We start from the raw sequence: 20,857 nt of genomic DNA, 5'->3' as shown, positions 1-20,857 counted from the left end.
CTACCTTATATCGCCATCGCGACATTCACCCACGTGCAAGCACGTGGGTCCCTGCCCTTCGGGTCGGCCTGGATTGTCGGGTCAAGCCCGACAATGACACATTATTAAAAATGGCTGTTGCTTAAAACCTACCTTTCGTATTATTCTTAATCCACCATGAAACTTATCGTCGGCCTGGGCAATCCGGGCAACCAGTACGCGCACAACCGTCACAACATCGGCTTCATGTGCGTCTCGCATTTCGCCAAGGAGCGCGGCTGGGGCTTTGAAAAGAAAGAGGGCTGCCATATCTGGCAACCCTTCTCTACAGACCGTTAAAAGGCGTCCTACGACGTCGGTGCCGTGGTTGTTACCGGCGGGGCAACCGGAGTACCTACAATTAACTTCACTACCGGCTTGAGGCTCACTTTGTCCTGGCCTTCCAGAACTACAGATTTTTCTCCATCAAAATCCAGGATCACAGAGGTTTGCTTCCCTGCCTCGATGACTATATTGCCGACAAGTTTGAGTTCGCCGCTGGGAACAATAGCTTTCACCTGCACTCCGGCTATTGTTACCGTAACGTCAACGATTTCTAATCTGACCTGGGTATAATTGCCCGCGGCAAGATCCGAGGTGCCGAGTAAATGATTAACACCGCTAACCTGAACAAGGTCAAATACCTGCGGGTTCGTCAAGACGGTTACCCATTGATCGTCTGCTTCTCCAGACTTGTGAACCTCGACCTTGCTGACTTTAATCAATACCGCCGTTACGCCGACGGGTGGAGCATCGGTAACATAAACCTGGATTGTGCCGGTTTTTTCCGATTTGGCACAAGCGCCAAATAGAGGGATGGTTATGCTTAGAATAACCAGCCCCAGAATGAATATTCCTTTTCTCAAATTTGAGATCTTCATCTTTGTTCCCCTTCTTATTTAGTCCGCCCGATTGCCTTTTCCGTTCTTTCCCTCGACCTGGAATTCATCTTTCAATGAAATTGACGTAGTACCCCCATTTAATATTGGGATGTATCAAGTATGTCCCATGCACCCTGGTCCCACAAACCTCTCGAGGGGTTATCAAACACCCATGTTAGTGCCAATAGACTAATCTAAAGGGTGGTACCCAAAAAGCGCACTATAGTTGTATTGATGGGTATACGATAGTGTAGTAGAGCAGGAGCATTATGACCGATAAGAAAATCATGATGTGGGTGTGCTACTGATTGATTTCAAGCCGGTTGACCGAGAAGTCATCTGCCCCTCTTGCAGGATCTCCCCTTGATGTTCAGACAACATTTTCCCCGTACGGGATGTTGCTTAATCCCCGCCTTTCGTATTATCCTTATCCACAATGAAACTCATCGTTGGTCTGGGCAATCCGGGCAACCAGTACGCGCACAACCGCCACAACATCGGCTTCATGTGCGTCTCGCACTTCGCCAAGGAGCGCGATTGGGGCTTCGAGAAGAAAGAGGGGCTGGCGCGCACGGCCCACGGGCGCATCGACGGCGAGGAAATCGTGCTGGCGCGGCCTCAAACCTTCATGAACGCTTCGGGCGAGGCGGTCAAGAAGCTCACCATTAAATACCGCATCAAGCCGGAGGACCTCATCGTGGTGCACGACGAGATGGACCTGCGGCTGGGCATTATCCGCATCAGAAGGGGCGGCGGCACAGCCGGGCATAACGGGGTGGAGTCCATCATACGCGAGCTGGGCACGGCCGATTTCGTGCGCGTGCGCGTAGGGGTGGGGCACCCCAGGGACGCCGGAGCGGAGGAGCCAGGACACGTGGTGGGTTACGTACTGGGCGATTTCAGCGGAGACGAGGCGGAGGTTATTAAGAAAGTTATTGCAGAGGCGGACCAGGCCATCATGACTCTCATCCGCGATGGGCTGGAGACCGCCATGAACAGGTTCAACAAGACCAACGCGCCGAAAGCAGACAAACCGGAGAAATCTAAAGACGCACCCGTAGAGCATCCTGGCCTGTGACTTCGACTGAGTTCACGTCATTCTTTGTCTGCTGCGTGGATAGCGCATCCTCCTCATTGGATGAACCATTCTGGAGGCCATAATGGATGGCCGAAGAATCCGGGGAGGCGAGCCCACCCCGCCAGATGCTTCAGCCCGCCTCATCGGGCTTCCAGCATGGGATTTTTGGGAAGGAATGATTTGACGTGTCTTCAGGTTGGGTTCTCCTGGCTCTTTCGAGCACTGTAATCTCGGCGCTGGTCAACATGCTAGACAGCTATTTCATGTCGCAGCGCATGCCCGGTATGCGGGCTCATATACTCATTTGCGTCCTTTTTTCGTTGCCGGTGAGCATCGTCATGTTAATCGCCATTCCCTTACCCACCGGACTGGGCCTCGCGCCCCTGGCGGCCATATTTGCTTCCACTAGCGCCAGCTCGCTGTCCATAGTGCTCGTCCTGCAGGCCATGAAAAGCGAGCACGTGTCCCGCATATCGCCTTTAATCAGCACATCTCCGGTGTTCGTAGCCTTCCTGGCGGTACTTTTTCTCGATGAAGGACTCGCCTGGCAGCAGTGGCTGGCTATCGCCGCCGTGGTAACGGGGGCCGTACTTATTTCGTTCAAAACGGATGTGAGCGGCGAGGCGCGCTTCCACTTGCGGCCTTTTGTCATGCTGATGACGGCCAGCGTCCTGGTTGCCGTCAGTAACGTGACCAACAAGTACGCCCTGGGATACATGTCCTACTGGAATAGCGCCACGCTTATCTTTCTTATCTCGTCCGTGTTGTTTTTGTTAGTCTGCGTGCGCCGCAGCGTGCTGCGCGAACTGGCATTTCTCAGGCAGCGTAATTTCACCATCGGAATAGCCCTGGCCAACCAGGCCGTCGCCATGGTGGCCACCGTGCTGGCTTTCTGGGCGGTCAAGCTGGGGCCGGTGGCGCTGGTTTCGACCGTATTCAACAGCAAACCGCTTTTTATCTTCGCTTTCGCTGCTTTGGCCGGGCGCTTTGTTCCCCGCTTCCTGCCGCAGGAACCCGCGAGCCGCCGGGTGATACTCATGCGGGTCGGGGCAACGCTTCTGGTGGTGAGCGGGCTGGTGGTCATGCTCATCTGACGAAATGAAATTCTAAATACTAATATCTAAATACTAAACAAATCCAAAGAACAAAACCCTAAACCATTTTGAATTTTGGAAATTGGTGCTTATTTAGTATTTGGAATTTAGTGCTTAGTATTTAATTCTTAATCACTGTCAGCCCCTTTGCTATCATTCATATCGGGTGTTATAATCTCATTGCCGCAAGGATTTAGCCATGACCAAACAAAAATTCATCGCCGTTATAGGTGGTTCGCAGGCCTCGGCTGCCGAGCTTAAAACCGCCGAGCTCGTCGGGCGCGAGATTGCAAAGGAAAAAGCAGTCCTGGTATGCGGAGGCCTGGGCGGGGTCATGGAAGCGGCCTGCAAAGGCGCCAGCCAGGAGGGCGGCATAACCATCGGCATACTCCCCGGAGACAACCGCCTCTCCGCCAACGAATACGTCAAAATACCCATCGTCACCGGCATCGGCTACGCGCGCAACGTGGCCGTGGTCAGGTCGGCGCAGGCGGTGATAGCCATCGGCGGCAGCTACGGCACACTCTCGGAGATAGGCCACGCGCTGCAGAGCGGGCTGCCTGTCATCGGGCTGGAAACCTGGGGCATCTCGCGCAAAGGCAAGGACAAAAGCCCCATCATAGAGGCCGAAACACCGGCTGAGGCCGTTGAAAAAGCATTAGAACTTATTGGTGAGGTCTGATGGACAAAATCAAGCATATTCAAGCCTGGGAAATCCTGGATTCTCGCGGCAATCCGACAGTTTCCGTGAGAGTTGAACTTGCCTCAGGGGCCACAGGCGAGGCCGCCGTGCCTTCGGGGGCCAGCACCGGCAAATACGAGGCCGTAGAGCTCAGGGACGGCGATAAATCACGCTTCAACAGTTTAGGAGTACTCAAAGCCATATCTAACGTCAATAACATAATCGCACCCGCGCTTAAGGGAATGAATCCCGCTGACCAGGAAAAAATCGACCGCAAAATGATAGACCTGGACAGCACCGAGAATAAATCGAAGCTCGGCGCCAACGCCATACTTGGGGTATCGCTGGCCGTGGCCCACGCCGCGGCCGCCTCAGCCTATAAACCCCTTTACAGCTATCTGGGAGCAAAAGGGAATTACCTGCTGCCCGTTCCCCTGTTGAATATTCTCAACGGCGGCAAGCATGCCTCTGATTCCACCGATTTCCAGGAGTTCATGATAGCACCCGCCGGAGCCAGGAGCTTTTCTGAAGCCCTGCGCATGGCGGCGGAGATATATCAGGCTCTCAAATCCATCATCAAGAGCAAAAAGTTCAACACCAACGTGGGCGACGAGGGGGGCTTCGCGCCGTCTCTTTCATCCAATAAAGAAGCCCTCGACCTCATCATCTCCGCCATGGAAAAGGCCGGCTACAAACCGGGTATCGACTGCTTCATCGCCCTCGACCCCGCCTCCAGCGAGTTCTATGTGGACGGGCAGTATATACTGGTACGCGAGGGCGTCAGGCTCAGCCGCCAGGAGATGGTGGACTATTATGTCAAATGGACGCAGCAATATCCCATCATCAGCATCGAGGACGGCATGGCCGAGGACGACTGGGAGGGATGGAAATTGCTGACCGCAGCTGTCGGGGACAAGGTGCAGCTTGTGGGCGATGACCTGTACGTCACCAATATCAAGCGCCTCAAGACGGGCATCGAGCAGAAAGCCTCCAATTCCATCCTCATCAAGCTCAACCAGATAGGCACGCTTACCGAGACCATCGCCGCTATCGAAATGGCGCGCCAGGCAGGCTGGACGGCCGTTGTCAGCCACCGCAGCGGCGAGACCGAGGACGTCACCATTGCCGACCTGTGCGCCGGGCTTTCCACGGGTCAAATAAAAACGGGCGCGCCCTGCAGAGCCGAGCGCACCGCCAAATATAACCGGCTTTTAAGAATAGAGAACGAGCTAGGCTCAAAGGCCAGATATGCGGGCAAAGAAGCATACTATAACCTGAAAGGATAAAACTCTAAATCCTAATATCTAAATACTAAACAAATACCAAACTCAAAATTCAAATTGAAAATTTGAGCATTTGAATTTATTTAGAATTTGGTGCTTGGTGCTTAGAATTTATTTGTAATTTGGTGCTTAGGATTTAGAATTTAACTCGGCAGGAGGGTGGATGTCATCCTCGCAGGTTTCCAAATGGACCTGCCACAAACTGGAATGCCTGGCGGACTTCATACAGAAGGTATCCGCGGGCACGAAGGACGGCGGCTGCTATGTCGAGCTTTTCGCCGGTCCAGGCCGTTACGATTGTAAAGAGGCCGCCTGCACCAGCATCGAAGGCGTCGAACCAAGAGTTCTCAAGATAAAGAACCGCTTTTCTCGCTGCATATTCATCGCCAGAGACGAGGCCGACTCCAAGACTCTGGCCGAGGTTATCAAACCCCTGGACAGTGAGCACACCGCGCACATCATCACGGGCAACTGCGTGCGCGAGGCTGTCATGCGGCAGGTGTTCGACCTGATACCGCGCTCCACCACCAGCCTGGTGCTCATCGACCCGCCGGGCTATGCGGCGCTGCGCTGGTCGGTTATCAAAAAGCTGGCGCAGCACGGCGTGGACTGGAAGGGACACAAGATGGACCTGCTCATCCTCTTCCCGCTGGAAATGGCGCTGTTGCGCAACCTGACGCGCAAGGAGTGCGAAAACTCCATCAACCGGCTCTACGGCGGCACGATTTGGCAGGCGGTGCGCAAGAAGCGGCTTGAAGACAAACTCGACCTCGACAAGGTAAGGAAAGAACTGATAGAGCTGTTCAAGTCAAACCTCAAGGGGCTGGGCTACAAGCACGTTGAGGACGCCGAACCGGCGCGTTTCTCCAACCCGCCGTATTACCACGTTATATGGGCCAGCGACAGGACCAGCCGAGCCGCCGACCTTAAAGAGACCTGGGGGCGCGAGCGTTACCTGCCCTGCGAGATGTTCCATTAGGAAACACTTAGAAATGTAAAGAAAAGGGATAAGGATAAGGGATTAGGGATTTGTGATGAACGATAATCTATTCAAACCCGTCGTCCCAGCTGACAAATTAAACCCACATTTCATTCAAATGCAAACTCATCCTTCTGCAGAACCGGCCAGGATTATGGCGGCTCAAATATTCCAAAGTTTCCCGAACCCTGATGGTAATTTCATCGAACAATTCCAAACAACTGGTTTCGACTCTAGGGTATTTGAGTTATATTTGTTTGCATACTTTTCTAATTCGGGTTTTGTTGTAAAACGTGAATTCGACCGCCCGGACTTTGTCATTGAAAAAGATGGCTTGAAAGTAGCCGTAGAAGCCACCACCGCTAACCCCAGCACACTTCACTCCGATGTAATGCAAAAAGCATTCGAAGAACTTTCTGAAAAAGAGTTCCAACAAAGGCTTTCTGATGAACTCCCAATTAGATTCGGAAGTCCATTATATTCGAAACTCAATAAAAAATATTGGGAATTACCACATTGCAAAAATCTACCAATCGTACTGGCCATCGAAGCGTTTTTCGAAGATGGCTCCTTATTATTTTCTGATTCATCCTTGTCTCAATATTTATACGGATTGAACCATTTCCCTACCTGGTCCGAGAACGGACAATTAGTTGTGAAAAGTACACCCATTGAAGAACATGCGTGGAATACCAAAACTATCCCATCAAATTTTTTCAAACAACCCGATACCACATACATCAGTGCAATTATCTTCAGCAATAGTGGCACATATGCTAAATTCCAAAGAATGGGATATTACGCAGGTTATCATCGCGGAAATATTGAATTCATACGTAAAGGATTTTGTTACAGTTTCAAGCCCAACGCTGTTAAACCATTGCCTTTTTCATTTAATATAGCCGAACCATTAGTGGAGGAAACTTGGGGTGAAGGATTGATGGTCCTTCACAATCCTAATGCGATTAATCCCTTGCCTCATGATTATTTCCCCAATGCGGCTGAAGGCTATTTAAAAGATAATCTGGTGAAAACCGACATGCCTCCTTTCTATCCGTATATGTCACAAACTTTTTGTGTTTGTGCCGAGCCCATAGATTCTCCCCCCATTTTTTCACTCACTGAACAAGAATTCAGTGAGTTATTCCCAACTAATCCACAATCCAATTTTCTAGCTGTCGAAAAAGAATGGTACTCTGACACAGTTCAAACTCTTCTTGGCTCGGTTTTACTTGATAATACCGATCATGATTGGACATACGTAATTCTCGGAAAAGACGAAAACCGTCGTTTCCGATGGATTGAAGGTGAATCGAGTTTGAAAGATCGAAGCTCAGCGCGAGAGCATCTAATTGCCAAAATGAAAGAAATCCTATTGACGAAGCAAAAAATATTCCCTCAATCGACGAACCCGTTCACCCTTTGCTAATCCGCTCCATTAAAAGTAAAATATAGGACGCAATGCGCTCTCCCAATAAGCCCATCGGTATAACCACCACCGTCCCCATCGAGGTGCTGCTGGCCGCAGGCTACACGCCGGTGGACCTCAACAACATATTCATCAGCGACGAAAACCCCGAACGGCTGGTCAGACTGGCCGAGCGGGCGGGTTTTCCGCTCAACACCTGCGCTTGGATAAAGGGCATCTACAGCGTATGCCTGGAGCAAAAGATAGATACAGTGCTGTGCGTCACCACTGGCGACTGCTCCAACACCACTATGCTGATGGAGGTGCTCAAGCTGCGCGGCATAAAGACCATTCCTTTTGCCTATCCCGATGCGCCCAACATCGATAAAATGCAGATAGCGCTGGAGTCGCTGGCCGGCAGGCTGGAAACGACCGTCGCTGAGGCTGAGGTGGTCAGGCAGCAGCTCAAGCCTTGCCGCGACGCCGTACACGAGCTCGACCGCCTGACATGGCATGATAACAGGGTCAGCGGCATGGAGAACCACTACTGGCTGGTCTCCAGCTCCGATTTCAACCGCGACACAGATAAATACCGTGCCGATGTCCAGAAACTCGTCGCCGAGGCAAAACAGAGGAAACCTTATCCTGATGGCGAGCTGCGGCTGGCCTTCGTGGGCGTCCCATCGGTTTACGGCAAAGATTTATACCCCTTTTTAGAACAAAACGGGGCGCGGGTGGTATATAATGAAATCCAGCGCCAGTTCGCCATGCCCGCACCGGGTAAATCACTGGCCGAGCAGTACACCAATTACACCTATCCTTATTCCATAGAGGGGCGCATCCTTGACATCAAAAGCGAGGTTGAAAGGCGGCACATCGACGGCGTCATCCATTACGTGCAGGCTTTCTGCCACCGCGCCATCGGCGACATCGTTTTCCGCAAGCGCCTGCCGGTGCCCATTCTCACCATCGAGGGCAACACCGATTTCGCTCTCACACAGCACCTTAAAACAAGACTTGAGGCGTTCATAGACATGCTCGGGCAGATGAAACAACAAAAGGCATTACGGGGCGGTAGGGACTGCCCGCCAAATAAAAATCAGGAGGCGAAAACATGGCAACCAGAGTAGGTATCAACGGCTTCGGGCGCATCGGGCGCCTTACACTCAGGACGCTCAAACAGTTCCACGCGGGCAAGGTGGAGGTGGTGGCCATCAACGACCTGGTCGATACCAGAACCAACGCCCACCTCTTCAAGTACGATACCACCTACGGGCGCTACAGCGGCACGGTTTCCGCCGCCGAGAATATCATCAGCATTGACGGTTCCCAAATCAGGGTTTTCGCCCAGAAAGACCCCGCTGCCATACCCTGGCGCGATATGGGTGTAGATATCGTCATCGAGTCTACCGGGCTGTTTACCGACGCCGAGAAAGCGGCGGCTCACCTCAAGGGCGGCGCTAAAAAGGTCATCATCTCGGCGCCAGCCAAAAAAGAGGACATCACCATCGTGCTGGGCGTCAACCAGGAGAAATACGACGCAAAAAAGCACCACATTATTTCCAACGCTTCCTGCACCACCAACGGCCTGGCTCCCGTGGCTAAAGTCTTAAACGACAATTTCCGCATCCAGAAGGCCATGATGAGCACCATTCACTCCTACACCAACGACCAGAAACTACAGGACACGGCGCATAAGGACCTCAGGCGCGCGCGCGCCGCCTGCGAAAATATCGTACCCACCTCCACAGGCGCGGCTTATGCCATCGGGCGCGTGCTGCCGGAGCTCGAGGGCAAGATGCACGGCATCGCCTTCCGCGTGCCCACCGCCACCGTCTCGCTGGTGGACCTGGTGGCCGAGGTCGGCCAGAACGTCACCGTCGAAGAGGTGAATAAAGCCTTCAAGGCTGCGGCAGAGGGGCCCATGCGCGGCATACTGGAATACTGCACCGAGGAGCTGGTATCCGCCGACTTCAAGGGCAGCCATTTCAGCTCAAGCTTCGATGCTCTGTCCACCCTGGTTATCGGCGGCAATATGGTCAAGTTGCTGGCCTGGTACGACAACGAATGGGGTTACTCCTGCCGCCTGGGCGACCTGACCGCATTCGTGGCGCAAAAGGGCGTGTAACGCCGGAACAATTCGCGGTTATCGGCAAGATAAGGGGGGTGGAGTTAAGTCTCCACCCCCTGTTTTTCATGACGCTGCGCGAGGATTACAGTCCGCAACTAGCCGATGGTTATGTCCGCTTTTTTATTGATATCCAGGCTCTTGGGAATATTCAGCGTTGCCTGCAGGTACCAGCTGTAGCGCGGCGCGTTGCCCATGGCATTGGCAGCAGTCTGAACGAAACCGAAGAACCCCCCAGCCTGAGTAGTCTGCGGCTGCAGCACGGCCAGTATATCCTGCGGGATCTGGATGCTGAATCCGTACTGCGTTGGCCCTGCGTATTCCCGCGCGCCGTCGAGCGTCTGCTTGAAATCGTAGATGCGCGTCGTTTCCGTCTCATTGACGTAGTCGCCTTTGGAGGTTCGGCGCCTCACGGTGACCTGCTTTTCGCCGATCAGCGAGATGTGGAACTCATCGGCTAGTGTAGGTTTGTCTACCATCAGGTTAACCGCACCCTGGATTACCTCTCCCGGGTAGAAATTGGTCTTGGGAATGGTGATGCTGGCTTTTCCCTTGCTGAAAAGACCCATATTTTGCCTCCTTTTCCGTCCTGTCTTTACATCGGCTAAAGCCGTCGGAGCTATCTTACCCCATCAGGCATCCACCCGCAACAGGTCGTCAACTAGCGTAAGCATTAAAGTTAAAGAACAAGGGCTTCTCCCGATACATCTCGAACCTCGGAGATACCTATGCCGATTTTGACACTGAAGACTTCAAATTATATACCGGCGCCGAAAGATTGTTTTCACGATTACTCACAATGAAGCCGTGACCCAAACCGAAAAAAATAAATGTTCACATAAGGGGAATATTCAAGGGAATGGGGCACAGGCCAAATTACCTGACCACTAAAAGCCATTCGCTAAATGCTCAAAGCTAATAGCTGAAAGCTAATAGCTGACAGCTATCGCCGTCCGTTTGACACCCCTCTTCCCTAAAAGCTAGAATTATCCAGTTTGTCTAATCTGCGTGGAGGTAGAAGATGAAGTTAGTTGTTATCGGCCTGGGACAGTGCGGCAGCCGCATTGCGGATGAGTTCGCCCGCCTGAACAGGATGGCTATGAGCACTCGCGGCGCCGAGATATGCCCCGGTATTTTCGCGGTCAATACGGATGCCGCCGACCTTTCCGGCCTGCGCACCATCAAGAGCGATTATCAGCACCGCATCCTCATAGGAGGCCGCAAGACCGGCGGGCACGGCGTGGGCAAAATCAATGAGGTAGGGGCGGAAGTCGCCCGCGAGGACGCGGATAAGGTGGTGGATGCCCTGCGCTCCACCAAACATTTCTACGAGGCCGACGCCTTCCTGTTGGTCGCCAGCGCCGGGGGCGGCACGGGTTCGGGCTCTCTGCCCATCATTACGCAGCACGTCAAAGAACGCTATGCCGATAAACCAGTGTACGCTATGGTAATCCTGCCTTTCGAGCACGAGCAGGAGAACGAGGAGCGCACCATCTACAACTCCGCCGTCTGTCTCAAGAGCGTATACTCGGTGGCGGATGCCGTCATCCTGGTGGATAACCAGCGTTATGTGAAGAAAGGTTATTCGCTGCAATACAACCTCGACCTGATTAACTCCTTCATGGTCGAGCCGTTTTATGACCTGCTGTGCGCCGGCGAGGAGAAGAAGGCCAGCCGCGTGGGCGGCAAGACGCTGGATGCCGGCGATATTATCCAGACACTCAAAGGCTGGACAGTCATCGGCCACGGCACCGCCAAAGTGGGCGGTTTCAGGACCGGCAGCACTCACTTCAGGGACAAGAGCGCCGAGACGCACAAGGGCATCCAGGCCATGGACGCCGCCATCGCAGAGCTTTCCAGCAAGGTGTCCCCCAAAGACGCCGGGCGCGCCATGTATCTCGTTTCCGCTCCAGTTAAAGAAATCAACATGGACCTGGTGAAAGACCTGGGCGACTGGCTCAAAGACCTGGCGCCCAATGCCGTCATCAGGAATGGCGATTATCCAATAGGCAAGAAGCTGGACATCACCCTCGTTATGTCAGACCTGAGCGACGTGGAAATAGTGCGCAACTACTACAACAAGTCCACCGCGCTGGTGCCCATCATGAAGCTGCGGCTGGAAGAGGTCAAAGCCAAGCTTCAAAATATCGACAACGCCGGAAAAGACATCCCGACGGTATTCTAATTCAGTTCTGGATCTATCGAGCCTTGTAAGGGCGACCGGCCGGTCGCCCTTACTTTTTATTGCCTTTGCGAAGAGTCCGCCTGGAGGCGGAGGACGAAGCAATCGCCTGGCATTTCTCTTTCAAATGATATAAACTCCGTCAGCTAATCATGAGATTGCTTCGCTCGTTACACTCGCTCGCAACGACGATGGGTAATGCCGTATAATAATCTATAACATGCACCACGCGCTTAAGCTCTACAACCGCAACCGCCCGTTCGTGCTCCGGGCATACATATTCTTTGGCAGATGGACGCGCATTCCCGTTATCGGCGGGCCGGTGCGGCGCGCAGCCAACCTGTGGGGCAGCAATATGACATCGGCGTATGCCCTCAACTTAAACGAGGCTTATGCCATCGTAGATTCCTCAAGCGGGCTGGCGCTGGGCCCCTGCACCTGCCGCGAGACCTTTCACAATTGCGACCATCCGCTTAACGCGGAGTTAATGATAGCCCTCAACCACGAGTTTGCCGCCGACCACGGTAAAGAATTCCGCGAGGTGAGCAAGCAGGAAGCCAAAGACATTATCAGGGACTGCCACGAGCGCGGGCTGCTGCACACTATCGTGAAGTGCAGGCAGGACTTTTATGCCTTGTGCAACTGCTGCCGCTGCTGCTGCGTGCCTCTGCGCTTGAGCAAAGACTATGGCATAGGCAAGGCGCTGACGAGGGATAAGACCATCGTGGAGCAGTTTAAAGAGAGTCTGGAACAGTGCGAAAAGCTGGAATATAAAATTTAAAGTTTTCTGGATGCCATGGCTCACCATCATACATTTTCCCCGATGTTCATTCGTTTGGGAATGGGGAAGATGGAGTACGAAGCCCACAAGGAGCTAAGATATTGAACACACCGAAGAAGAGTTCTAAATTTTCCCATGTGATTCCTGGCCCTGTATCCGACTCGACGCTCAAGAAGGCAGTTCTGAAACAGCCTGAACATGAGGAGCGTTACATTCGAGAATATGTTGAGTTGGAAGCCAGAGGAGAAACGGTAACCCATCTTGAGAAAATGGCTAGTGAGAACGTCCTAAATAGAAGGCTTGACGCGTGGGATGTAAGGACTGACAAAGACCGATATTGGGTAATTACCAACCCAACTAATCTTTATTCGCAGAAGCTTTTCCCAAGCTTGGACTATACTTTTTCATTTCATATCGGCGTCACTACGAGAGTGATGGCAGGGGAAGCTCGCAAAGCCCCTCAGCACGAACGCAGCCTAAGCGAATCAGCATGGAGGCGGTGGGAACAAGCTGCGGATGCACTAGAAAAGGCCGACGAAGCTGAAGAATTTCAGGCGGTGGGTATGTTATGCAGAGAATGCCTAATCGCATTTGTGCGAGAGGTCAGTTCGCCCGAGATGGTTCCAGAGGGACAAGAGGAACCTAAAGCGTCCGACGTTGTCCAATGGGCAGGTCTAATCGCGGACACCATAGCACATGGTAGCAGTGCGGAAGAAATCCGCGCTTATCTTAAAGCTATGTCTAAATCAACGTGGCAACTAACCAACGGACTTACCCATTCAGCTAGTGCTGTTTGGTTTGATGCTGTGATGGCTGTTGCTGCCGTTCAAACTCTATTGTCAACATTTGGGATTGCTATCGCTCGACATGAAAAAGGAACTCCTGATAGGTGCCCGAAATGCGCCTCTTATAGAGTTATCGCGGACTTCCGGGTTGATTTAGACGCTTACGTGAATTTGTGCGAAGCTTGTGGCTGGACGGACAGCACGTAGTTTCAAACATCATTTAATTAATATGCAGAAGCATATTGCACGAAATGGCAGACATCCAATATTTCTCTTTAGGTCAAGCCACGGCACGAAAAACGAATCATCACCCATTTTCTCAGCATGCCATTTTTAGGCACACCGAGTCGTTTCGTTCACTTGAACGGCGCTTTCTCCATCGTGATTCGATTTCCTCTCTGTGGGAAAAATCCCGCGCGTTAGGGTATAATAGTCCACACATGGCTCAAGTTTTTTACCGCAAATGGCGCCCTCAAACACTGGCTGAAGTGGTCGGCCAGGAGCACGTTACCCGCACACTGCTTAACGCCCTCTCCGGCGGGCACGTGTCGCACGCCTACCTCTTCTGCGGCCCGCGCGGCACAGGCAAGACCAGCACCGGGCGTATACTGGCCAAGGCCGTCAACTGCGTCAAGACCTCGACGGGCGGCAAGGGCGAACCCTGCAACAAGTGCGTCATGTGCAAGTCTATTACAGAGGGGCGCGCCCTCGATATCATCGAGATAGACGCCGCCAGCCATACCGGCGTGGACGACGTGCGCGAGCTTATCGAGCGCGTGAACTACGCCCCGGCGCAGGCCAAATACAAGGTCTATATTATAGACGAGGTCCACATGCTCTCGGGCAGTGCTTCCAACGCCCTCCTCAAGACACTCGAAGAGCCCCCGCCCAAAGTGATATTCATACTGGCCACCACCGAGACGCACAAGGTGCTGCCGACTATCGTGTCGCGCTGCCAGCGCTTCGACTTCCACCGTCTGAGCCAGAAGGATACCGAGGAAAAGCTCTCGCGCATCACGCAGGCGGAAGGCATCAATATCGCGCCCGAGGCCCTGCGGCTGGTGGCTAAAAGCGCGCGTGGCGGGCTGCGCGACGCCGAAAACCTGCTGGAACAGATATACACCTATTACGGGGCCGAGGTTTCGCTCGTTCAGGTGCAGGAAATGCTGGGCATGGCCGGCAACGAACGCGCCCGCGAGCTGGTGAAATATATCACGCAAAAAGACATCGGCGCGGGGCTGAAAGCTATTGGACGGGCGGCGGAAGACGGCCTGGACCTCAAGCAGATAGACCGCGAGGTGGTGAGCTACCTGCGCGAACTGCTGCTACTCAAAAGCGGCCTGGACAAGGATTCAGGTCTGACCAAAGAGGAGATGGCCGAGCTTAAAACGCTGGCCGAAAAGGCTTCGCTGGAACAGATATTGCGCGCGGTCAAGCTTTTCGGACAGATTGAGGGAGCGCTGGACAACGACAGCACGCTGCCCCTCGAACTGGCCCTTGTTGATGCCTGCATTGAGCCTGTAATAGAGAAACCCGCGCGCGCAGCAGAGGCCGAGCCAGTCAGGACAGCCAGACCCAGTACGCCCGCGCCTGCTCATCCCGCTCCCCGAGCCGCCTTAAATACAACACCTCCGGCGGCGACTCCGAAACCCGTCCCGACGGCAAGCTCAACTCCGCATCCGGTTGCTGCTAGACCGATTACCCGTCCTGTCGAGCCACCGAAAGACCCTGTGAAAGTCTCGGCTTTGCAGGGGGCGGGCAGCGAGCTTGCGCAGCTCAAGAACAACTGGGCGCTCATCATCCAGCAGGTGCCGGACGCCGTCAGGCGCTCGGCGGCGGTGGCCATGCTGAGAAGCGCCGGTATCAAGCCCATCGCCATCGAGGGCGACACGGTTGTGCTGTCTTTCAAATACCCCTATCACCGCGAGAAGATAGAGGAACTGGAGAATAAAAAGATAGTGGCAGGGCTCATAGGCCAGTTCCTCGGGCGCCCCTGCCAGATAAAGTGCGTTTACGAACCCGAAGAGAATCACCTGGTACGCGAAGCCCAGAAACTGGGCGCTCAGATAATTGAGGTGGAGGAAAAATGAACCTGGGAATGATGAAACAGGCGCTGGAAATGCGCAGCAAGCTGGAAAAAGCTCAGAAAGAGCTGGCCAAGAAGACCGTCGAGGTTGAGGCCGGCAAAGGCGCCGTGAAAGTGGTGGCGAGCGGCCATCTGCGCATAATATCGCTTAAAATCGCACCCGAAGCCATCGACCCCAAGAAAGCTGGTGACCTGGAGAAGCTGGTGTTCAAGGCCGTCAATGACGCCCTCGACGCCGCACAGGATATGGCCGCCAAGGAGCTAAACCAGATAACCGGCGGGCTCAAGATACCCGGCCTTACCTGACCCCGTATCTGAAGTGTCTTTGCGAGCGAATGAAATAAGAGACCTGTATGCAGAAATTTAGGAACGGGATTGCCACGTCCCGATAATATCAGGACTCGCAACGACAAGTAAATTTTAAAACGGAGTAAATGGTGGAAAAAACCATCCCGCAGGCAGCGGACGCGGTCAACCGCCTGATACAGGAACTGGGCAAGCTGCCCGGCATCGGCCCCAAGAGCGCCCAGCGCCTTACCTATCACCTTCTGCGCGCCTCAAACGAGCAGACGCAGGCGCTGGCCGACGCCTTGCTGTCGCTCAAGCAGAAGACGCAGCTCTGCTCTTCCTGCTTTAACATAGCCGACAGCGAGGTCTGCCCAATCTGCCGCAACCCGCAGCGCGACCCGGCCCAGATACTCATCGTGGAGCAGCCGCAGGACATACTGGCGCTGGAGCACATGAGCATCTACAAGGGGCATTACCACGTGCTGCACGGGGCCATCTCGCCCACCGAGGGAGTGGGTGGAGGGGACATCCGCGTCAAGGAACTGATGGCGCGACTTTCGGCCGGCGGCATAACCGAGGTCATCATCGGTACCAACCCCACCGTGGAAGGCGAGACCACCGCCATGTACCTCAAACGTCTCATCGCGCCGCTGGGCTTGAGAGTCACTAGATTGGCACGAGGGCTGCCCTTCGGCACCGAACTGGAATACGCCGACGACGTCACCCTCAGCCGCGCTATCGAGGGACGCCAGGAGTTTTAAGCGAAAGACTGGCAAATGATCTGCCGGCAAACGGAAGCATACTAGTTCATCAGCAGGATTATACGGCGCGCCAGACCGGTACAGTAACATTGTATTGAGGGGTTACACGCCATGCGCGAAACAAAACGCTCGAAAAAAGCCGGCCTGCCCCCCGGGACGCTGGTACACATAGGCCGGGAACATGCTGAGGCCACGCGCATCAGCCTCATCGACTATACGGAGACGCAGTTCCAGGAAAAAACTATCGATAATATCGAGGATACATTCCCCTTCCGCGACAGCCGGAGTGTCACCTGGATAAATATAGATGGCCTGCACGACACCTCCACCATTGAGAAAATCGGCAACCATTTCGGGCTGCATCCGCTTATCCAGGAAGACATCGTCAATACAGAGCAGCGTCCCAAGATAGAGGACTTCGGCTCGTACATTTTTATCGTTCTGCGCATGCTGGACTACGATGTAAAACGCCAGGAAATCAAGAACGAGCAGGTGAGCCTGGTGCTGGGAAGCAATTTCGTCCTGTCTTTCCAGGAAGACGTGGGCGACGTGTGGGACGGCCTGCGCGAGAGGATACGCAAAAACAAGGGTCACATCCGCAAAGAAGGAGCCGATTACCTGGCGTATTCGCTGATGGACGCCATCGTGGATAACTACTTCATTATCCTTGAAAAGGCGGGCGAAAACATCGAAGACATTGAGGAAGAATTGATCACCGCCCCCTCCAGAGAAACACTGCCTGCCATATACCGTTTGAAGAGGGAGATGCTCGTCCTGCGCAAGGCAGTCTGGCCGCTGCGTGAAGTGGCTAACACACTGGAGCATGGCGAAAACCCCGTCATCAAGGACAGCACCCGAATTTACCTGCGGGATATTTACGACCATGCTATTCAGGTGATAGACACCATCGAGAATTACCGCGAGATGATAACAACTCTTGTTGATGTATACCTGTCCAGCGTGAGCAACCGCCTCAACGAGATAGTGAAGGTGCTTACCATCCTTTCTTCCATATTCATCCCGCTGACCTTCATCGTTGGTGTTTATGGCATGAACTTCGCGCATATGCCTGAACTGGACTTGACGTGGGCATATCCGGCATTGCTAGTCTTCATGGCGTTCGTTGCCCTGTCAATGGTAGCCTATTTCAAACGCAAGAAATGGTTCTAAATCGGGACTGTGATATCTAAACAATCCGGCAATCCAAAGATGGTATTAAAGCATTGCAGCTAGCCGACCTCATCGGTATTCACTCATCCCCCGAAACGCGAACCTCCGTTCAGACAGTCGAGTTTCCTTAATAGACTTAATCCTTCTTCCTGTTCTTTTTTATGTGGTCAAAATAAAAAAAGCCAATGACCTAAAAACCTATTGACAACAGCCGTTTGTCAGACTACTATTACACAAGTTTTAGCGTTCATCCGCCTCTTTCGGGCGGATAACTTTTGATACTTTGTAGTTGACGCTCCCAATCAAATACTAGATAGGAAGTCATACCATGCTGGACGTAAAGACGGGTGAGGTGTGCAACATAAGACACTGGTTCTGCCGCGCTCTGCAAAGCGATGGCAGCCTCAATACAACCGACGTTGAATCTTCGGAGAGCATTAAGGACATCCTGAAAACGGCCACCATCGCCTGGGTAGACCTGCGCACCCCGGATTTTGACAACGACTATAAACTGGCCATGGAAATCGGCTTTAGCGACCAGCTCATTACCGCGCTGATGACCGGCTACCGCAACCTGTATGAAGATTTCAAAACAGAGATGGGTATAAAATTGCCCTCCGTCCAGATTAGCGGAGGCGCGACACTGGACGTCAAGGCGCACGTGACGCTGGTCTTCCTGAAAAAGAACCTCATCATGACCGTGCACCCGATGGAAGTCGACCGCCGCTGGGCCCGGCTGCGTCGCTACGCCGACACCGTGCTCAAAAAACTGCCGCCCGGCATCAGCGCCGAAGACCGTATGACGACGCTGCTGATAAGGCTGATAGACAGCAACAACGACCGTAACTTCGAGCACCTGCGCCAGATAGAAGAGAGCGGCGACGAGCTTAACAAACAGCTCATGGACCCCAAAACCCCGCGCGAGATGCTGGGGCCGCAGATATACAACATGAAACACGCTCTTATCATTTACCTGGATGCGCTCTGGGAAAGCGTGGAGGTCATCCGCAACCTGCGCTACGCCGATGCCGACCTGATAACCGACGACACCAAGCTGCTGGACAGGATAGGCGTGCTGGCCGAAGACGTCAACCGCCAGATAGGCCTGGCGGAACACCTTTCGGAAGTACTGGCTTCGGGCCTCGAAGTGCTGCAATCCATCTACAACAACCAGCTGCAGATACTCAATAACAAGCTGGCCATGGTGGTAACCTACCTGACCATCATAGGCACTGCCCTACTGGTACCTAACACTCTAGCCACGGTTCTGGGTAACTCCGCTTTTGCCATGAATCCCGACGACAGGGGCTGGTACATCACGCTGCTGGTAGCTTCCACAATAATAGCCACTGCCGCCTCTTTCTGGTGGGTCAGGAAATTCGGCTGGATGCCCAAGAGAGCTGATAGAGCCGACGACTAACGTCGCCCACTGAAAACGCTCATGACGTTGTTGCCTCCGTTCGGTTAATCCAAACCGAGGTTAAAAATCATGGTTTCTGCTGAATATAAAGAAATCATCCTCCGCCTGAAATCTCGGGCCAACGCTGACAACGCGGCGCTATAGAGCAATCGGAGGATGGGTTTAAAACCCACCTTTACATACGGTGGCTCGTGTCGAGACTCAATGATATACTGTGGAGAGAAAATCTCTCAGAATACATTTATGACCAAACCGCGAACCTACCAAACGCCAGCCATCGTCATTAAAAAGACCAAGCTGGGCGAAGCCGACCGCATACTAACCCTTTATACCCCCGGGCTGGGCAAAATCCAGGGAGTGGCCAAGGCCGTGCGCAAGCCTAAAAGCAAGCTCTCCGGTCACCTGGAAATGTTGAGCTACTCGCAGGTGACACTGGCGCGCGGCAGGAACATCGACACTATCATCGGCAGCCAGACTCTCAATGCCTTCCTGGAAATAAAGAATGACCTCGACCTGCTCTCTTACGCTTTGTATATGGCGGAAATGGTCAACCAGTTCACCCCGCCTGAGACCGAGGACCCGCAGCTTTTCGATCTGCTGCTGAGAACGCTGGAAGAACTCCCGCAGGCATCGGACAGGGACCTGCTGCTGCGCCATTTCGAGCTGCACCTGCTCAGGCGGGTAGGCTACCGACCCGAGCTGGAAAAATGCGTGCTGTGCCGCCAAACTCTAGAATCCGTAACCAATGCCTTCGCGCCTTCAGCCGGTGGCGTGTTATGCCCCTCCTGCCAGAGACTGGGGAAACACTACGGATATGCCCTCTCGTGGGACGGGCTGGGGGTGATGCGCTTTATCCAGGGCGGCGACTGGGAGAGCGTCAGCGTCACGCCCATAGATCGAGGAGCACTGGCCGAGGTGGAGCGGTTGATGCGCATCTACATACGACATCTGCTGGAAAAAGACGTCAAGTCGGCTGCCTGGCTAGACAGCCTGAAGCAGGGACCTTCGGCGTAGGGGCGAGTCATAACTCGCCCCTACAATTATTTTACCCTTACTTTTTGCCAGACTGTATTCCTTTTATCCAGACGCCGGCTCTTTCCAGTTCGCCTTCCTTCAAGGGCCCGTTGCTGCCAAGGACAAAGAATCCGGCGGGAGGAGCGAGAAGCTTGCCGCCCTTGCCGGTGAGACTGCGGGCTATCTTCCCGGCAGCAAAACCGAATATTTTCACCCAGGTGGCCGGTATCCTTGTATCAAAAGCCGTCACGTTGATACCATTGAGAGAACCGGCCGGGATTCCGGACAGAAATGCCTGCATGGGCCGCGTCGGCCTGCCGCCCATGGTGGGCGAGCCGACTACGAGCAAGTCGATGGATTTTAAATCCTGCGGTCCGACCTCACCCGGGCGAACAACTTTTACCTCGGCTGGTGCAAGGGCGGCGGCGATAGCACGTGCGATTTTTTCGGTGTTCCCCTGGACCGAATCGAACACGAGCAAAACCTTCATTTTCAATCCTCCTTTTCAATCCTCTTTTTTACTCGCTTAACAATGTAATCTAAAAATGCCCGAGTCTCAAGGAGTACCCCTTTCTCAAAACAAAACCCGAAGCACTAAATCCGAAATCCTAAACAAATCCAAATGACCGAATGTCAAAATTTTTGAATTTCGAACTTTGGTATTATTTAGTATTTAGATATTAGAATTTAGGATTTGTCCTCTCATTCTCTTATGCGATTCCTGCAAAAGTTCAGAAACATATTGGACTCTCTGGGAGGTGAAGATGGGGAGTCCGGATGAAGCAAATCTATGTAGAAAGTTATTACCGGAGCGGCTAT

20 protein-coding genes and 1 pseudogene are annotated in these 20,857 nt (G+C 53.4%); 18 read left to right on the top strand and 3 right to left on the bottom strand.

Annotation, left to right across the window (positions count from 1 at the left end; all coding sequences use genetic code 11):
- Positions 1 to 156 precede the first annotated feature (156 nt).
- Positions 157 to 258: pseudogene (locus tag C4542_06495) on the top strand (aminoacyl-tRNA hydrolase).
- Positions 259 to 326: 68 nt separating this feature from the next.
- Here the strand turns inward: C4542_06495 and C4542_06490 are convergent.
- The gene (locus C4542_06490) at positions 327 to 899 is read right to left on the bottom strand and encodes a DUF4382 domain-containing protein (GenBank protein RJO61368.1); all 573 of its coding nucleotides are present in this window, start codon (positions 897 to 899) and stop codon (positions 327 to 329) included.
- A gap of 436 nt (positions 900 to 1,335) precedes the next feature.
- Between C4542_06490 and C4542_06485 the strand changes: the two genes are divergently transcribed.
- The 8 genes from C4542_06485 (at position 1,336) to gap (ending at position 9,551) form a co-directional block, all read left to right on the top strand.
- The gene (locus tag C4542_06485) at positions 1,336 to 1,977 is read left to right on the top strand and encodes an aminoacyl-tRNA hydrolase (protein RJO61367.1); all 642 of its coding nucleotides are present in this window, start codon (positions 1,336 to 1,338) and stop codon (positions 1,975 to 1,977) included.
- A gap of 185 nt (positions 1,978 to 2,162) precedes the next feature.
- Positions 2,163 to 3,071: a DMT family transporter gene (locus tag C4542_06480; protein ID RJO61366.1), complete on the top strand. Its 909-nt coding sequence runs from the start codon at positions 2,163 to 2,165 to the stop codon at positions 3,069 to 3,071.
- A gap of 199 nt (positions 3,072 to 3,270) precedes the next feature.
- A complete protein-coding gene (locus tag C4542_06475) occupies positions 3,271 to 3,753 on the top strand; it encodes a TIGR00725 family protein (GenBank protein ID RJO61365.1) in 483 nt (160 codons plus the stop codon).
- Positions 3,753 to 5,039 (top strand): phosphopyruvate hydratase, encoded by a 1,287-nt coding sequence (locus tag C4542_06470; protein RJO61364.1) that lies wholly within the window; start codon positions 3,753 to 3,755, stop codon positions 5,037 to 5,039. Before C4542_06475 ends, C4542_06470 begins: the two co-directional genes overlap by 1 nt.
- 160 nt (positions 5,040 to 5,199) lie before the next feature.
- A complete protein-coding gene (tcmP, locus tag C4542_06465; protein RJO61363.1) occupies positions 5,200 to 6,015 on the top strand; it encodes a three-Cys-motif partner protein TcmP in 816 nt (271 codons plus the stop codon).
- Positions 6,016 to 6,070: 55 nt separating this feature from the next.
- Positions 6,071 to 7,444, top strand: a complete 1,374-nt coding sequence (locus C4542_06460) for a glycosaminoglycan attachment protein (protein RJO61362.1) — start codon at positions 6,071 to 6,073, stop codon at positions 7,442 to 7,444.
- A 32-nt stretch (positions 7,445 to 7,476) separates the two neighbouring features.
- On the top strand, positions 7,477 to 8,553 hold the full coding sequence (locus tag C4542_06455) for a 2-hydroxyglutaryl-CoA dehydratase (GenBank protein RJO61361.1): 1,077 nt from the start codon (positions 7,477 to 7,479) through the stop codon (positions 8,551 to 8,553).
- Positions 8,538 to 9,551, top strand: coding sequence for a type I glyceraldehyde-3-phosphate dehydrogenase (gene gap / locus C4542_06450; protein ID RJO61360.1), 1,014 nt, complete (start codon positions 8,538 to 8,540; stop codon positions 9,549 to 9,551). The genes C4542_06455 and gap overlap by 16 nt, the downstream gene beginning before the upstream one ends.
- 98 nt (positions 9,552 to 9,649) lie before the next feature.
- Here gap and C4542_06445 read toward each other — a convergent pair whose 3' ends face one another.
- Complete coding sequence (locus tag C4542_06445; GenBank protein RJO61359.1) at positions 9,650 to 10,120, bottom strand: hypothetical protein; 471 nt, start codon at positions 10,118 to 10,120, stop codon at positions 9,650 to 9,652.
- A 452-nt stretch (positions 10,121 to 10,572) separates the two neighbouring features.
- On the opposite strand from C4542_06445, the gene C4542_06440 reads away from it, so the two are divergent.
- From C4542_06440 to recO, 9 genes are all read left to right on the top strand, one after another.
- A complete protein-coding gene (locus C4542_06440) occupies positions 10,573 to 11,736 on the top strand; it encodes a cell division protein FtsZ (GenBank protein ID RJO61358.1) in 1,164 nt (387 codons plus the stop codon).
- A 217-nt stretch (positions 11,737 to 11,953) separates the two neighbouring features.
- Positions 11,954 to 12,514 (top strand): ferredoxin-like protein, encoded by a 561-nt coding sequence (locus C4542_06435; GenBank protein ID RJO61357.1) that lies wholly within the window; start codon positions 11,954 to 11,956, stop codon positions 12,512 to 12,514.
- A 101-nt stretch (positions 12,515 to 12,615) separates the two neighbouring features.
- On the top strand, positions 12,616 to 13,506 hold the full coding sequence (locus C4542_06430; protein ID RJO61356.1) for a hypothetical protein: 891 nt from the start codon (positions 12,616 to 12,618) through the stop codon (positions 13,504 to 13,506).
- A gap of 233 nt (positions 13,507 to 13,739) precedes the next feature.
- Positions 13,740 to 15,389 carry a DNA polymerase III subunit gamma/tau gene (gene dnaX / locus C4542_06425; GenBank protein RJO61355.1) on the top strand — a complete coding sequence of 550 codons (1,650 nt, stop codon included), beginning with the start codon at positions 13,740 to 13,742 and terminating at the stop codon, positions 15,387 to 15,389.
- Positions 15,386 to 15,691: a YbaB/EbfC family nucleoid-associated protein gene (locus tag C4542_06420; GenBank protein RJO61354.1), complete on the top strand. Its 306-nt coding sequence runs from the start codon at positions 15,386 to 15,388 to the stop codon at positions 15,689 to 15,691. The genes dnaX and C4542_06420 overlap by 4 nt, the downstream gene beginning before the upstream one ends.
- Positions 15,692 to 15,819: 128 nt before the next feature.
- Complete coding sequence (gene recR / locus C4542_06415; GenBank protein RJO61353.1) at positions 15,820 to 16,434, top strand: recombination protein RecR; 615 nt, start codon at positions 15,820 to 15,822, stop codon at positions 16,432 to 16,434.
- Between the two features lie 111 nt (positions 16,435 to 16,545).
- A complete protein-coding gene (corA, locus tag C4542_06410) occupies positions 16,546 to 17,604 on the top strand; it encodes a magnesium and cobalt transport protein CorA (GenBank protein RJO61352.1) in 1,059 nt (352 codons plus the stop codon).
- A gap of 328 nt (positions 17,605 to 17,932) precedes the next feature.
- Entirely contained in the window at positions 17,933 to 19,024 is a 1,092-nt protein-coding gene (locus C4542_06405; protein RJO61351.1) for a magnesium transporter CorA, read from the top strand.
- A gap of 156 nt (positions 19,025 to 19,180) precedes the next feature.
- Entirely contained in the window at positions 19,181 to 20,038 is an 858-nt protein-coding gene (gene recO, locus C4542_06400) for a DNA repair protein RecO (GenBank protein ID RJO61350.1), read from the top strand.
- Between the two features lie 37 nt (positions 20,039 to 20,075).
- On the opposite strand, the gene C4542_06395 is transcribed toward recO, so the two are convergent.
- Entirely contained in the window at positions 20,076 to 20,528 is a 453-nt protein-coding gene (locus C4542_06395; GenBank protein RJO61349.1) for a flavodoxin family protein, read from the bottom strand.
- Positions 20,529 to 20,857: the final 329 nt, after the last annotated feature.

Source organism: Dehalococcoidia bacterium, assembly GCA_003597995.1.
Classification (GTDB): domain Bacteria; phylum Chloroflexota; class Dehalococcoidia; order Dehalococcoidales; family UBA1222; genus SURF-27.
This window is presented reverse-complemented; position numbering and strand designations above follow the sequence as displayed.

What these genes read in the sequence shown, in the direction of transcription:
- C4542_06490 (RJO61368.1), bottom strand. Translation starts at nt 899, where the DNA reads ATGAAGATCTCAAATTTGAGAAAAGGAATATTCATTCTGGGGCTGGTT.
- C4542_06485 (RJO61367.1), top strand. Translation starts at nt 1,336, where the DNA reads ATGAAACTCATCGTTGGTCTGGGCAATCCGGGCAACCAGTACGCGCAC.
- C4542_06475 (RJO61365.1), top strand. Translation starts at nt 3,271, where the DNA reads ATGACCAAACAAAAATTCATCGCCGTTATAGGTGGTTCGCAGGCCTCG.
- C4542_06470 (RJO61364.1), top strand. Translation starts at nt 3,753, where the DNA reads ATGGACAAAATCAAGCATATTCAAGCCTGGGAAATCCTGGATTCTCGC.
- tcmP (RJO61363.1), top strand. Translation starts at nt 5,200, where the DNA reads ATGTCATCCTCGCAGGTTTCCAAATGGACCTGCCACAAACTGGAATGC.
- C4542_06460 (RJO61362.1), top strand. Translation starts at nt 6,071, where the DNA reads ATGAACGATAATCTATTCAAACCCGTCGTCCCAGCTGACAAATTAAAC.
- C4542_06455 (RJO61361.1), top strand. Translation starts at nt 7,477, where the DNA reads ATGCGCTCTCCCAATAAGCCCATCGGTATAACCACCACCGTCCCCATC.
- gap (RJO61360.1), top strand. Translation starts at nt 8,538, where the DNA reads ATGGCAACCAGAGTAGGTATCAACGGCTTCGGGCGCATCGGGCGCCTT.
- C4542_06445 (RJO61359.1), bottom strand. Translation starts at nt 10,120, where the DNA reads ATGGGTCTTTTCAGCAAGGGAAAAGCCAGCATCACCATTCCCAAGACC.
- C4542_06440 (RJO61358.1), top strand. Translation starts at nt 10,573, where the DNA reads ATGAAGTTAGTTGTTATCGGCCTGGGACAGTGCGGCAGCCGCATTGCG.
- C4542_06435 (RJO61357.1), top strand. Translation starts at nt 11,954, where the DNA reads ATGCACCACGCGCTTAAGCTCTACAACCGCAACCGCCCGTTCGTGCTC.
- dnaX (RJO61355.1), top strand. Translation starts at nt 13,740, where the DNA reads ATGGCTCAAGTTTTTTACCGCAAATGGCGCCCTCAAACACTGGCTGAA.
- C4542_06420 (RJO61354.1), top strand. Translation starts at nt 15,386, where the DNA reads ATGAACCTGGGAATGATGAAACAGGCGCTGGAAATGCGCAGCAAGCTG.
- recR (RJO61353.1), top strand. Translation starts at nt 15,820, where the DNA reads ATGGTGGAAAAAACCATCCCGCAGGCAGCGGACGCGGTCAACCGCCTG.
- corA (RJO61352.1), top strand. Translation starts at nt 16,546, where the DNA reads ATGCGCGAAACAAAACGCTCGAAAAAAGCCGGCCTGCCCCCCGGGACG.
- C4542_06405 (RJO61351.1), top strand. Translation starts at nt 17,933, where the DNA reads ATGCTGGACGTAAAGACGGGTGAGGTGTGCAACATAAGACACTGGTTC.
- recO (RJO61350.1), top strand. Translation starts at nt 19,181, where the DNA reads ATGGGTTTAAAACCCACCTTTACATACGGTGGCTCGTGTCGAGACTCA.
- C4542_06395 (RJO61349.1), bottom strand. Translation starts at nt 20,528, where the DNA reads ATGAAGGTTTTGCTCGTGTTCGATTCGGTCCAGGGGAACACCGAAAAA.